General features: G+C 46.1%; 14 protein-coding genes. 1 reads left to right on the top strand and 13 read right to left on the bottom strand.

Annotation, left to right across the window (positions count from 1 at the left end; translation table 11 throughout):
• Positions 1–35: 35 nt before the first annotated feature.
• The 13 genes from ACQCV8_RS08400 to msrA form a co-directional block, all read right to left on the bottom strand.
• Positions 36–263: a YozE family protein gene (locus ACQCV8_RS08400; protein ID WP_426844129.1), complete on the bottom strand. Its 228-nt coding sequence runs from the start codon at positions 261–263 to the stop codon at positions 36–38.
• A gap of 77 nt (positions 264–340) precedes the next feature.
• Positions 341–619: a YokU family protein gene (locus ACQCV8_RS08395; RefSeq protein WP_426844256.1), complete on the bottom strand. Its 279-nt coding sequence runs from the start codon at positions 617–619 to the stop codon at positions 341–343.
• Positions 606–2,021: a lysine 2,3-aminomutase gene (ablA, locus tag ACQCV8_RS08390; RefSeq protein WP_426844128.1), complete on the bottom strand. Its 1,416-nt coding sequence runs from the start codon at positions 2,019–2,021 to the stop codon at positions 606–608. The genes ACQCV8_RS08395 and ablA overlap by 14 nt, the downstream gene beginning before the upstream one ends.
• Before the next feature lie 53 nt (positions 2,022–2,074).
• Entirely contained in the window at positions 2,075–2,908 is an 834-nt protein-coding gene (gene ablB / locus ACQCV8_RS08385) for a putative beta-lysine N-acetyltransferase (RefSeq protein WP_426844127.1), read from the bottom strand.
• Between the two features lie 36 nt (positions 2,909–2,944).
• The gene (locus ACQCV8_RS08380; protein ID WP_426844126.1) at positions 2,945–3,424 is read right to left on the bottom strand and encodes a Ger(x)C family spore germination C-terminal domain-containing protein; all 480 of its coding nucleotides are present in this window, start codon (positions 3,422–3,424) and stop codon (positions 2,945–2,947) included.
• A 112-nt stretch (positions 3,425–3,536) separates the two neighbouring features.
• Positions 3,537–4,874: a 4-aminobutyrate--2-oxoglutarate transaminase gene (gene gabT, locus ACQCV8_RS08375; protein WP_426844125.1), complete on the bottom strand. Its 1,338-nt coding sequence runs from the start codon at positions 4,872–4,874 to the stop codon at positions 3,537–3,539.
• Positions 4,871–6,151 (bottom strand): peptidase, encoded by a 1,281-nt coding sequence (locus ACQCV8_RS08370; protein ID WP_426844124.1) that lies wholly within the window; start codon positions 6,149–6,151, stop codon positions 4,871–4,873. Before ACQCV8_RS08370 ends, gabT begins: the two co-directional genes overlap by 4 nt.
• A gap of 4 nt (positions 6,152–6,155) precedes the next feature.
• Positions 6,156–6,815: a 3-oxoacid CoA-transferase subunit B gene (locus ACQCV8_RS08365; RefSeq protein WP_426844123.1), complete on the bottom strand. Its 660-nt coding sequence runs from the start codon at positions 6,813–6,815 to the stop codon at positions 6,156–6,158.
• Positions 6,788–7,489: a CoA transferase subunit A gene (locus tag ACQCV8_RS08360; protein WP_426844122.1), complete on the bottom strand. Its 702-nt coding sequence runs from the start codon at positions 7,487–7,489 to the stop codon at positions 6,788–6,790. Before ACQCV8_RS08360 ends, ACQCV8_RS08365 begins: the two co-directional genes overlap by 28 nt.
• Position 7,490: 1 nt before the next feature.
• Positions 7,491–8,834 carry an aspartate aminotransferase family protein gene (locus tag ACQCV8_RS08355; protein WP_426844121.1) on the bottom strand — a complete coding sequence of 448 codons (1,344 nt, stop codon included), beginning with the start codon at positions 8,832–8,834 and terminating at the stop codon, positions 7,491–7,493.
• A 365-nt stretch (positions 8,835–9,199) separates the two neighbouring features.
• Complete coding sequence (locus ACQCV8_RS08350) at positions 9,200–10,663, bottom strand: NAD(P)/FAD-dependent oxidoreductase (RefSeq protein ID WP_426844120.1); 1,464 nt, start codon at positions 10,661–10,663, stop codon at positions 9,200–9,202.
• A gap of 231 nt (positions 10,664–10,894) precedes the next feature.
• Positions 10,895–11,014 carry a YjcZ family sporulation protein gene (locus ACQCV8_RS08345; protein ID WP_426844119.1) on the bottom strand — a complete coding sequence of 40 codons (120 nt, stop codon included), beginning with the start codon at positions 11,012–11,014 and terminating at the stop codon, positions 10,895–10,897.
• 515 nt (positions 11,015–11,529) lie between these two features.
• Positions 11,530–12,486, bottom strand: coding sequence for a peptide-methionine (S)-S-oxide reductase MsrA (msrA, locus tag ACQCV8_RS08340; protein WP_426844118.1), 957 nt, complete (start codon positions 12,484–12,486; stop codon positions 11,530–11,532).
• 202 nt (positions 12,487–12,688) lie between these two features.
• Here msrA and ACQCV8_RS08335 point away from each other — a divergent pair, with 202 nt between their 5' ends.
• Positions 12,689–13,138, top strand: a complete 450-nt coding sequence (locus tag ACQCV8_RS08335) for a MarR family winged helix-turn-helix transcriptional regulator (protein ID WP_426844117.1) — start codon at positions 12,689–12,691, stop codon at positions 13,136–13,138.
• Positions 13,139–13,151 lie beyond the last annotated feature (13 nt).

The following is a 13,151-nucleotide window of genomic DNA, read 5'->3' as shown; positions in this document are numbered from 1 at the left end:
CAGCAAAAAAAGACCGCAAAGGCCGCGGTCTTTCGCTATCGATTGGTCACTGTTTCTGCTTGATAAAGCTCCCATGCTTCATCAAAAACGGCCATTGATGTTAAATAGTCTGCACTAAGCTCCAGGTAATCCGATATCTCATGATAGGCGTTTGATGATTTCGGAAAACTGTGGTCATTATACGCGTAATTGGCAAAGCGGCTGATCTCATCCTTCGGTTTTGGATGTCTGTATTTCATCAGATAATGATAGAATGACTTCATGGCAATTCCCCCGCTGATTAGGCTGATTGGATTTTATTATAGCCTGTTCAGAGAGAGAGTCAAACCTTCTGTTCCTGTTACGAAAAATCAAAATAGTTTTTTTTCAATATTCTTGGTTCAGCCATCAGCTGATCATAGCGGATGGTATCCCCGATATTAGAGGTTTTAATCAAATACAGCTGGTTTTCTATTTTCTTACTAATCTCTTCCTCCTGATAGACCATAAAACAGGATAAGCACTCGATTGAAGGAGCCGATGTGATTTCAATGGCCCTTGTTCCATCCGGAAGCTCCCAGTACACTGCTGTCTCTGCAGGCCTCGTTTTTTCTGAACTGCACCATTCACACGTCATCAGCTTCCCCGCTTTTTGCTCTGTCTTTTTGCTGCTGAGACTGATATTTCTTTTCTTTCAGCACATCCCGTTTTTCCCGCTTATCTTTCAAAGTCTGATGGGATGGATTGCTGCTGTATTGGTTTCGTCTTTCCAGCCTCTTTAATTCTGACGGTACGAGGGTCAGACGGACATCTTCATTGATACCCGCAATTCCTGTAAGCGATTTTTTCCCATCCATATCCCCATAGATTGATTCAAAATAGGCATCTGCCGTACCCGCTACATAATTTTCAGGCTCCGGATAGGATGTGATCACCCCTTCAAAATTGCGGAGCACCGTCTTGGAAGGGCTTTGGGAAATAAGATAATTGGGCTGAAGCGTAATTTTACCTCCTCCACCTGGTGCATCTACGACAAAAGCCGGCACGGCATACCCGCTCGTATGACCTCTAAGTCCTTCAATTATTTCAAGACCCTTTGATACAGGTGCTCTAAAATGACCGATTCCTTCAGAAAGATCGCATTGGTAAATGTAGTAAGGGCGGACGCGGATCATTACGAGATCATGCATCAGCTTTTTCATGATGGAGACGCTGTCATTGATTCCCGCGAGAATGACCGCCTGATTACCGACCGGAACCCCTGCATCTGCAAGCATTTCACAAGCTTTTTTGGATTCAGCAGTAATTTCAATAGAGGTATTAAAGTGGGTGTTCAGCCAGACCGGATGGTATTTTTTCAAAATGCTGCAGAGATTTTCGGTGATCCGCTGAGGAAAAACAACTGGTGCTCTTGTTCCAATCCGGATGATTTCAACATGGGAGATGGCCCGCAGGTTTTTTAAAATGTATTCAAGGATGCTGTCATTGATTAACAATCCGTCCCCCCCGGAAATGAGCACATCCCGCACTTCCGGTGTGGATGCAACATAAGCAATCGCATCATCCAGCTGCTTTTTCGGAACTCCCATGCCAATTTGCCCTGAAAACCTCCTCCTCGTACAGTACCGGCAATACATTGAGCATTGATTCGTTACTAAAAACAGCACCCGGTCCGGATATCTGTGGGTCAGCCCGGGAACAGGCGAATCTTCATCCTCATGAAGAGGATCCTCAAGATCGTACTTTGTTTTATATAATTCCCTTCCTATGGGCACCGACTGCATCCTGATTGGGCATTTTGGGTCATCCCGGTTCATGAGCCAGGCATAATAAGGGGTTATATTCAAAGGGATGGTCTTAGCTGAGATTCTGACACCCTCCTCTTCTTCCGGAGTAAGGCGGATGACTTTTTTCAGGTCGTCTGCTGTTCGGATCGTATGCGTCAGCTGCCAGAGCCAATCGTTCCATTTTTCATCGGGCACGTCTTTCCATAAGCTTATGTCCTTCCAGTGCCGGTCCGGCACATACAGCTGCTGGGCCATTCTTATTCCCCCTCTTGCTATTCAAGGCTTTACCCGCAAGATATGCACTCCAGCTAAATGGATAAATCCTTCCACCATAGATTCATATTTTCCAGATCCTCAGAAATATAACAATTGTTTATCAGCCTTCCGCCGTACCGATAGCCGCATTGGTAAAGGGATTGGTTCATACCGAACGAACGGGCGCGGGCAAGCGAGTAAGCAGAAAAAATCCCCCGGGCTGCAAGAAGATTTTCCAAGGCATGGATCAGTGCCAGGAGGTGTCCCTGTTTTCTGAATGGAGCCAGTGTTGCACAATCGGTAATTTCTGCATTCTTATGCTGCTCATCAATTTCAGCAGAGGCGGCACTAGCAATGATGCCGTCTAATTCAATCATCATAAAAACAGTACTTCCCTCAATCGATTTTTTTATATAGTCAGGTTCGTCGATAGGAACTGGGTAAATCGGAAATACTTCCTTATAAAATCGCGCCAGCTTTTCCGCGTCCTGACTTCCTGCACGTCTTAAACCTGTTTCAGCCAGTAGACGCGGATTCCCTTTGTTCTTCAAATAAACCCCCTCAAGCAGCCGGTCTTCCTTCAGCCAGCCTTCCGAATGTTTTCGCGGTTCCGTGAAGTACTTCGCAAAAAACCAGCAAGGCTCTCCTCTGAAAAAGACTCCTGCCATTCCCTCAGGCACCATCCCTTTAGAAAATGCTGCCTGACAGTCAGCACTTTTTACTTTCCAAATTAATTTTTCGGCACAGGTAAGCCTTTCGTCTTTTACTAGCTCTTCATACAATACATCGAAGTTCCCAGTATAATCATCAACCCTGCACCGTTTATTGAATCCATCAATAAACACATCCGCATTCCCTTTTGTTCCAGCAGAAACAGTTGCTTTCAAGTGGATTTCCCCCAGTTTAAAATGGTTCTATACATTTTACAGTTCAGCATTGTCTTTTATGACGGGAGAATTATTTTGCCTTCCATCCGGAAGATCCCTTTTAAAGCTGTCATTTTTTATACCGGACCTTCTGAGCTTATAAGAGGATACCACTTCAACTTTGCTATTAGAAAAGATGTCCTGCCATTCTTTCTTAATCTTGCTGAAAGTTTCGGGATTTGTCTGATAAAGCTGGTCTCCAAACCCAAAAATATCCGTTTTGTATTTCTTTTGTACGAAAGCCACTGCTTCTTTTACTTCTGCTTCAACCGCCTTATTTACCATTTTCTCAATTTTATTGTAGTGGTCCGAATTATCCAGCTCATATAAACATTGAAGACTTTGAATTCTTGCCTCTCCTTCCACGCTTACCTTTAGCAGCCCTTCCCCTTTTTTGTATTCTGTTTCTTTCTTCGTTTTAGAATTCAAGATCCGGATATCTGCATATTCCTGTTTTCCATCCTGGCCGCAAGGCACCGACAGGTCAATTCCCAGCCCCCTTCTTACCTATCCATTATTTTACTTGCGAACCTAAATTATGTATCCTACCGTGCCACCGAACAAGAAAACCACCCCTTTTGAGGATGGCTTAAAACGATTGCTTTTCATAAAACACTTCACTTATTGCATCCAAACCCTCTCTCAGTTCTTCATCTGAAATTATGAGCGGGCTTAAAAACCGGATGACGTTTCCATATATACCGGCGCTCATCAAAATCACACCGCGCTCCTGGATCCTGTTCAGCAAGTGTGCCGTCAGGGATCTGTCAGGAGCGTCCATGCTGCCGGGCCCGGTAATTTCGATGGCCGCCATTGCTCCAAGCCTTCGTCCTTCCCCGACAAAAGGAAGATCTGCCACCCATTTTTTATAATAGGTTTCAATCATCCGGCCGATTTCCTCTGAACGCTGGAGCAGGCTGTTGGATTCAATCATCTCGATCACCTCTATTGCGGCCCTGCATCCAAGAGGACTTCCCCCATATGTTCCTCCGATTTCTCCAACTTCAGGAGCATCCATAATTTCTGCTTTTCCGGTTACCGCACTTATAGGAAGGCCGGCTGCAATCGACTTTGACATCGTGATCAGATCAGGAATCACTCCAAAATGCTCAATCCCGAACCACTTACCTGTCCTGCCAAAGCCGGTCTGCACTTCATCTGCGATAAACAGGATTCCATAGGTCTCACACGTCTTTTTAATGGATTGCACGAACGATGGAGACGGGATGACAAAGCCGCCTTCTCCTTGAATGGGCTCAAGGATAAAAGCTGCGATTTCTTCCGGCGGCACCTCTGTCAGAAAGAAGGTTTCAAGCTGTTTGAGCGCCTGATTGTCGGTCTCTTCTCTGCTCCTGCCCCTGTTATGAAAATAATAGGGAAACGGGAGTTTATAAACGTCCGGCAAAAAAGGGCCGAATCCATTTTTATAAGGCTTTACCTTGCTTGTCAAACTCATCGCCATATAAGTCCTGCCATGGAATCCTCTTTCGAACGATACGACCGCCCGTCTACCTGTTGCTTTCCTGGCAATTTTCACTGCATTTTCAACCGCTTCTGCGCCGCTGTTTAAAAAAAAGGTTTTTTTCGGATGGTTTCCCGGGGTCAGCCTATTTAATTTTTCTGCGAGTTCAATGTACGATTCATATTGCATCACATGAAAGCTGGGATGGATAAAAAGGTCCAGCTGCTCTTTTAATGCCCGGACTACAGGATCAGGGCAATGGCCCGCGTTCAGCGTTCCAATGCCCCCCGCAAAATCCAGGTACGTATTCCCTTCGATATCGGTGACCCGGGCCCCCTTTGCATGGCTGATAAATTTATTCATAACATGGAATGGACCTCTTGGAATGTGTTTGTTCCTGCGCTCCAGCAGCTTTTGTGTTTTCAATCCAGCAAGCGGCTGGTTAATGGAAATGTATTTGGTCAAGCAGATTCCTCCTTTGCGGTCCGGCACCACATTAATGCAAAAAGAGCCATTACTTTGGCAGCCTGTATGACATTATGGACAGGGATGTATTCGTTCGGATGATGGGCCGTCTCTGTAATTCCTGGGCCGAACACAATGGACGGAACGTTCCCTGCAGCAGCAAGCATTCCAGCGTCTGTCCCCCATGGGGAGGCTTCTATTATGGGGTCTTCCCCCGTGACCGTTCTGTAAACGGAGACGAGGTTTTCTACAAGAGGATGTTCTACATCAAGCTCGTTAGGCAGCCATCTCGCTCCGAACCACTCGAGTTCGGCAGGATAATCAGCGAACCAGGAGTCCAGCTCTGCCAGCCTCTCTAGGTATTCTTCCATTTCTTTTTGAACCTCCTCCGGCTGTTCGTGGGGTGCAATACCGCATCGGCCTTCTAATAAAACCTGATCCGGCACCGAGGATGGCCAATTACCGCCTGAGATTTTCCCTATATTGATTGGTACCGGGATTGGTGCAGAGGAGTAAAGGGGGTCAGAAATTCTATCATTTCTGATTTTTTCCAGCTGCCTCAGGTGCTGAATGACAATCATCGACTTTTCTATCGCTGAAACCCCTTCATACCTCGTCCCTCCGTGTGCCGATTTGCCGCGCACTTTAAGTTTAAACCACATGGATCCCTGCTGCTTTGTAAAGATTTTCATTCTAGTCGGCTCTGGTATAATAGCTGCGTCAGCATGGTAGCCCCTCAAAACTGCATCGAGCGTTCCCGCTCCGCCGCTTTCTTCTTCAATGACACTTTGGAAGATAATGTCTCCCCTCAGTTCAGCTCCGCTCCGGACAATGGCTTCAATCGCCATCAGCATGGAAACATTTCCGCCTTTCATATCGGAAGTGCCTCTCCCGTAAACGTTCCCATTTTCAAGCTTTGGCAAATAGGGTTCTCTAACCCACTGACCTCTCTCCCCCTCAGGCACCACATCAATATGCCCGTTAAATATAAGGGACTTCCCTCCGCCGCTCCCTTTGAGCACCGCAGCAATATTCGGGCTGTCTTTGAAATTTGAGCGGGTCGAGTAAAAATGCCTGTGAGACCTCAGTCTCTTCCCCCCCGGCTCCCAAATATCGATGCTTAAACCGATTTGCCTGCATTTCTCGAGAACAATCGCCTGTGAAGAAGCTTCGTTTCCCTGAATGCTGCGCTGTTCCACTAATTTCTGGAGCAGCTTAACTGCCCGGTGTTCATTATGGTCCAGCCACTGGCATACCGCCGCCTGTTCTTGATCCATGCAATCATCCTCTCTTCAATTCTTTTGAGATACATAACGGTGCTTCCGTATCTTTTGTCACCTCTTCTAATGTATAAGGTTCCAATATTTCCTTTAGCAGGAGTCCGGATTCGGTGACGTCAATAACCGCCATATCCGTAATAATCCGGCTGACACACTTTTTAGCGGTCAGAGGCAGGGTACAATTTCTTACGAGTTTCGGCCGGCCGTCCTTATCTGTGTGACTCATAACGACAATGACTTTTCTGACTTTTTGAGCCAGTTCCATAGCCCCTCCCATACCCGGTATCGTTCGGCCCGGCACAATCCAATTTGCCAGATCTCCTCTTTCACTCACCTGCAGTGATCCAAGGATTGTCAAATCGACGGAACCGTTTCTGATCATCCCGAAAGCGGTGGCAGAGTCAAAATACGACGCTCCTTTTACAGCTGTCACAGGAAAGCCGGCCGCATTGCACAGTTCCCATTCTTCCTTTCCCCGGGGAGGCTCAGGTCCAATTCCAAGAATTCCATTTTCCGCCTGAATCATGACAGGAAAACCTGCTGGCAGGAAATTTGGGACGAGAGATGGTATCCCAATGCCGAGATTCAAAACCATTCCTTTTTTTACTTCCAGGGCTGCGCGCTTTGCAATTTTCAGCTTGGCTTCCGTTCCCATGACCATTTCCAGCCCACTCCCTTGCTTTTTACAACAGCTTGTATAAAAATACCCGGTGTTGCAATGACCTCTTCATTCATTCCCCCGGCTTCCAGCACATCTTCCGCTTCCGCAACGGTTACATCTGCAGCCATTGCCATAAGAGGATTCATATTGCGTGCACTTTTGCAGTACGTGAGATTTCCCCAATCATCCGCTCTGCTGCAGTAGAGGATGGCCGTTTCAGCTCGAATAGCTGTCTCAAGCAGATATTGTTTGCCGTTGCTTTCTATCAGCTGTTTTCCATTTCTGACATAATCAATATCCAAGCCGATATCCGTTAAAACCCCTCCCATTCCCATCCCCCCCGCTCTGATCCTCTCCGCGAGTGTTCCCTGCGGGGAAAATTCCACTTCCAGCTTCCCCTCTGTCATAAGCTTTCCAGCGATTGGATTTGAACCGATATGCGAGGCGGTCAGCTTCCTTGCTCTGCCGGCTGTGATTAGCCTCCCCGCCCCAATATCAGGGAACCCTGCGTCATTGCAGATGATATGAAGATCTTTGACCCCTTTCTCCAATACAGCGTCTATTAGCGAAGGCGGGGATCCGACTCCGCCAAACCCTCCAATCATTAATGTTGTCCCGTTCCGAACCGTCCTGATTGCTTCGTCAATGGTTCTGATTTTGCTGTAATTCTCCAACTCAGCACCCCTCGCTTTGCCATTCTATAAATTGTGCACATGCTTTATTAAACCGCCGTATGAGATCGGCTAATTCCTGATCTGTAATTGTAAGCGGGGGTGCGATTATAACGGCATCCCCGTCGCCCCCTTCAATGCCTGCACTTGCAGGATAAAGGATTAAACCGTTTTTAAAGGACAATTCGATGAACTTGGCTCCGGCTTTTTTCATTTTAGAAAAAGGGGTCCGCTTCTCCTGATCCCTGACCAGCTCGACACCGATCAGCAATCCCTTTCCCCTTATGTCGCCAATGAATGGCAGCTCTTTGTGAATGGCCTTCAGCCTTTGCAGAAGAATGGTTCCCTGTTTAGCAGAGTTTTCTATGATTTGATGCTTTTCCATGTATTCTATGACTGCCAGAGCAGCAGCTGCAGACTGAGGATTTCCACTATACGTGTGCCCGCTCATAATTACTCTGCTGCCATGTTCAAACGCTTCTATCACATGATCTGCCGCTACAGCTGCTGCAATCGGGCTATATCCCGCTCCCAGACCCTTCCCAAGAACAACAATATCAGGCAGGCAGTTCCAGTGCTCAGAAGCCAGCACCTTTCCAGTTCTCCCCATACCTGTCATCACTTCATCTGCAATCCATAACACCTCATGGCGGTCACATATTTCACGGATCTTTTCATAGTATCCATCTGGAGGGGTTATACAAGCCCCCGCAGCCCCCACTACCGGCTCGGCTATAAATGCCGCAATATTGTTTTCTCCCATTCTATTAATGGATTGTTCCAGATCCTCGGCACATTTTAGATTGCAGGCAGGGTAAGTCATTCCATAAGGGCACCTCATGCAGTAGGGGGCAGAAATATCCGGGTTAGATACAAGGTGATAGCCGAATCTTTCCCGCCGCTCTGGGTAACCGGACCATGCGAGCGCCCCCATCGTAATTCCGTGGTAGCTCCTTCTCCGAGACAAAACCATAGTCTTTGATGGTCTCCCTTTTTCCTGCCAATACTGAATAGCCATTTTTACAGCAGTTTCAGCAGCCTCTGAACCGCTGTTGACAAAAAAACTCCAATTCAGATCACCTGGGAGCAGTCTGGCTAGCTTTAAAGCAAGGCCTTCCGCCGCCTTGCTTGTAAATTGGGACCTGTACACAAATGAGACCTTCTTTGCCTGTTCACTCATTGCCTCTGCTATTTCCCGGATCCCATGTCCAATGCTGCATGTAATGGCTCCCGAAGAAGCATCCAAATATTCTTTGCCATCTGAGCCATATAAATAGACGCCCCTGCCGAACGAAATTTCAGGAAGCGCTTCACCTAAAAGAGGTTTAATCAGAAAGCTCTTCTCCATCCCTCATCCCCCCTGCCAGCCAATCCATCACTCTTTATAACGTATGTGGGAGAGGACCGTTTTATATCAGGCGAATAGAAGGATAAACGGAATAAGTACAGGGATATGAAGAACAATAAGACGGTCCTCTTCTCTGTTTACTACATCCTTATTTAAACAATTCGCCTAGCCTGTTCAGTCCAAATCATTCAGTTTTCACGCTGAATATGCGTGCCAAGTTAAAATTCCCGCTCCGATGCTGCGTCCTTTATTTTAGCCTGTGCATACAAAAATCCAGCTTAATCGCCCAAAGCGGGGAGGATTAGGCAGCATTAAGTCTGATAAGGTTTGATATTTAACAAAAAAAAAGAAGCGGAATCCGCTTCTTAAGCAAAAACCTCTTCTTTATCCGGCAATTTAACCTTACTCGCTATGTCTCGGGCAATCCAGACACCGCAGGCGCCAGCCTGAGCAAGTCCTCTCGTTATTCCTGCACCGTCTCCTCCTACATACAAACCGCCGATTTCCGTTTCAAAACGGTCATTCAGTTTTGGACGGGCAGAGTAAAATTTAGCTTCAACTCCATAAAAAAGCGTATGCTCGGACGCCAGTCCAGGCGTTACTTTATCAAGTGCCTCAGTCATTTCAATTAAGCTTTTCATTGTATTATAAGGCAGCGCTAATCCAAGGTCCCCCGGGACAGCTTCTTTTAAGGTCGGTTCAAGAAACCCTTCTTTTATCCGGTTAGCAGTAGATCGCCTGCCTTTTAAAATATCTCCGTACTTTTGAACGATCAGCCCCCCGCTGGATAAGCTATTCGCAAGCTTGGATACTTCATGGGCATATTCATTCGGCTGGTCAAACGGGTCAGAAAATTTGTGCGATACAAGCAGGGCGAAATTCGTATTGGCGCTGCCAAGCATTGGATCTTTATACGCATGGCCGTTTGCAAGCATCGTCCCTGAATGGTTTTCCACCACTACGTGGCCGGATGGGTTGCTGCAGAAAGTTCTGACTCTTGTCCCAACGGAAGTATTAAAGATGAATTTCCCTTCATACAGGTGTTCATTGATTTCCTGCATGACAACATTTGACGTTTCTACACGGACTCCAATATCCACTTGATTGCTGATCATTTGTAAACGCCGTTTTTTCAGAATTCCTCCAAGCCAGGTAGAGCCGTCCCTTCCCGGAGTAACGATCACTTTATCCGCAAATATCTCTTCACCGCTTTTTAGCAGGATTCCCTTCGCTGCATGATTCCCTTCTTCTTTAACGGTGATCAAATCCTGGACCTCTGTCTTGAATTGCATATCAATCTTCCCGCTTAAATACTCATAAATGCTTTTCAAAATTTCAAGGTTTTGCTCTGTACCCAAATGGCGGACCTGTGCCCGTAACAGCTTCAATCCTGCCGCATAGGCTCTCTTTTCAATGTTTTTGACCTGATCTGTCAGCGGATCGGTAATTGTATCAGTGGCTCCGTGATGTAAATTAATATGATCAACGTAATCGATGAGGTCCAGAACCGTGCTTTCCGGAAGATAGTCGGTCATCCAGCCTCCAAATTCACTCGTAATATTAAATTTACCGTCCGAGTAAGCACCGGCACCCCCAAAGCCATTGGTTATGGAGCACGCAGGCAGACAGCCGGAAAAATCTTTTTTCCCGGCAGGAGGCGGACACTTCTCAATTTTTCTCTGAAGAATCGGACAATTTCTCCGGTATATGTCGTGGCCTTTATCGATCAGCAGTATTTTAGCATCAGGAAGCAGATGGTTCAGTTCATAGGAAGCAAATATGCCAGCCGGTCCGGCTCCCACAATAATCACATCATATATACGGTTCAAGGAAAATCCCTCCGATTAATGGTTTTCTAACATCCTTGGTAAATATATCAAAGTAAACCGCTTCCGTCAACCGTTTAAACGAACTATATATTATTATCATTACGTTAATGTTCGTGTTTTAATGCATCTTATTATTCTCGCTGTCCTCGTTCACCAAGTACAGTGAGGGCTTAACCCACTCTTCATTTCCATTCGGCAAAAAAAAAAGAGCCATAAAGGCTCTTTTCCAGATTAGTAACCGATGTAGGCTGCACCAACGATAATAAGCAGGATGAATAACACAACAATCAATACAAAGCTGCTTCCGTAACCATGTCCTTGCCCGTGGCCATATCCAGGGTAGCAATACATAAGGCAATCCCTCCATTTGTTTTGAGTCAATGATAGCCTATGCCGCCCCCAGGTTGTTTCGTTTGTGCGAATGCCTATTTTATTTTCAGTTTTTTCCGGCTCGCAATATGGCGATCAGCCGAAACATAGCAGGGACGGCTTTATCTGCCGGTCTTCCCATTTCCGCTGCCTAACATTCAGCTCCGTAAAACTCGGATGCTGATTTCAGCAAGCTTGCGAGTGCTTATTTTTCGGCGGGCTGAGAGTGTCCTCGCGGCTGCGGGGTCCACCTGCCGCGCTGCTCTTAGCTTGGAGTCAAGCATCTGTCGCTGCCTCCTAAGCCATAGTTTAAAAAACCCCCGATCTGCATTCCGAGCAGCCGGGGGATTATATTCCAATATTTCCTTTCAGCAGGACATAGTACAGAGCCCCTTATTCAAAATGCCTCCAGCGGGGAATGCAAATGGCCTATTGCTTCAAAAAAACAATTTTTAATCACATAATTTTGCGAGTAAGATCGGCATTAATCACTAACATTACTCAAAGAGGACTTTGTATCGTTCATACCCGTTTTTTTCCAGTTCTCGCTTTGGAACAAATTTTAAAGCAGCTGAATTAATGCAATATCTAAGGCCGCTGGGTCCGGGCCCATCATTAAATACGTGCCCCAAATGGGAATCAGCTGTTTTGCTTCTTACCTCTGTACGGATCATGCCGTGGGTATAATCCATTTTCTCGTCTACTTCCTGCTCATCAATCGGTTTCGTAAAGCTGGGCCAGCCGCAGCCTGCATCATATTGGTCAGCAGAGCTGAATAGCGGTTTCCCGGAGACAATATCAACATAGATGCCCTCTTCCTTGTTATCCCAGTAATCATTCCGGAATGGAGGCTCGGTTCCGTTATTCTGAGTCACTTCGAACTGGATTGGAGTGAGCGATTCAATGTTTTTTGACATGTTGCTGTCCTCGTTTTTCCAATGGTCTTCAATGAATTTCGCTCTTCCGGAACCTGTTTTATACCGGTTATAATGGGCGGAATTCTTTTTGTAGTAATCCTGATGGTATTCTTCAGCACGGTAAAACGGAGCTGCGGGTTTGATCTCTGTTACGATTGGTTTGCTAAAACGCCCGCTTGCAGCCAATGCTTCCTTAGATTGGTCCGCAAGCTGCCGCTGTTCCTCACTATGATAGAAAATGGCCGTTTTGTAGGACTCTCCGCGGTCAAAAAACTGGCCGCCGGTGTCCGTTGGATCAATTTGCTGCCAAAACAGCTCAAGAAGCTTTTTATACGGAAAAACATCAGGCTGAAATGTAATCTGAACTGCCTCATAGTGGCCCGTTTGATTGGAACAAACCTGCTCATAGGTCGGATTCTCAATGGTGCCTCCTGTATATCCTGAAACCACGCTCTCTATCCCGGGCATTTCATCAAAAGGCTGCACCATGCACCAAAAGCAGCCTCCTGCAAATGTCGCTAATTCTGTCTGTTTCATAATCGGACACCTCGCTTTAAATTCATATTTCTATTATACCACCTGCAGGGGGAACTTAAAGAAAGTTGCTTTTTGAGTCATTTCCATTGACAACAGCTCCTAAAATACTTAATCTAATTAATAGTTCAGTTACTTAAGTATTTTTTTTATTGATCCTTTTGATCAATTCCCATCATTAAATGCAAGAAAGCAGGGATCTTATTTGAAGCATAATGAAGAACTTCTATATGAAATGGAAGGGCTCCTCCGCAAGGTTTTCAGGCAGCTGCGCAATGGCATCAACACGATACTCGAGAAAGAAATATCCCGCAACGAATTTTTTATCCTGCGGGATCTCCATTGCTGTGGCCCTTTAAAAGCATCCGATTTATCAAAGAAATTGGATGTATCCGCAAGTCATATAAGCTCAATGTCTGATTCACTAGTTGAGAAAGAACTGGTTGTCCGCTCCCGGGATGAGACAGACCGCCGCATCATAAAGCTCACTTTAACAAGCAAAGGGGAAAAGACGTGGCTGGAGCTCGAAAAAAAGAAGACGGACTACTTGTTTGACCGCTTTGAAAGTCTCGAGGAAAAAGAATTAGAAACGCTTGTTTTTTTATTTAAAAAATTGGATTTGCCGGATGGAAATAAAACCGGAAATGGCAGCTAACGTTATCCTAGAG

Source organism: Metabacillus sp. 84 (assembly GCF_050107715.1).
Classification (GTDB): Bacteria; Bacillota; Bacilli; order Bacillales; family Bacillaceae; genus Metabacillus_B.
Note: the sequence above shows the minus strand (reverse complement) of the source record. Positions and strands in the feature narration are given on the sequence as shown.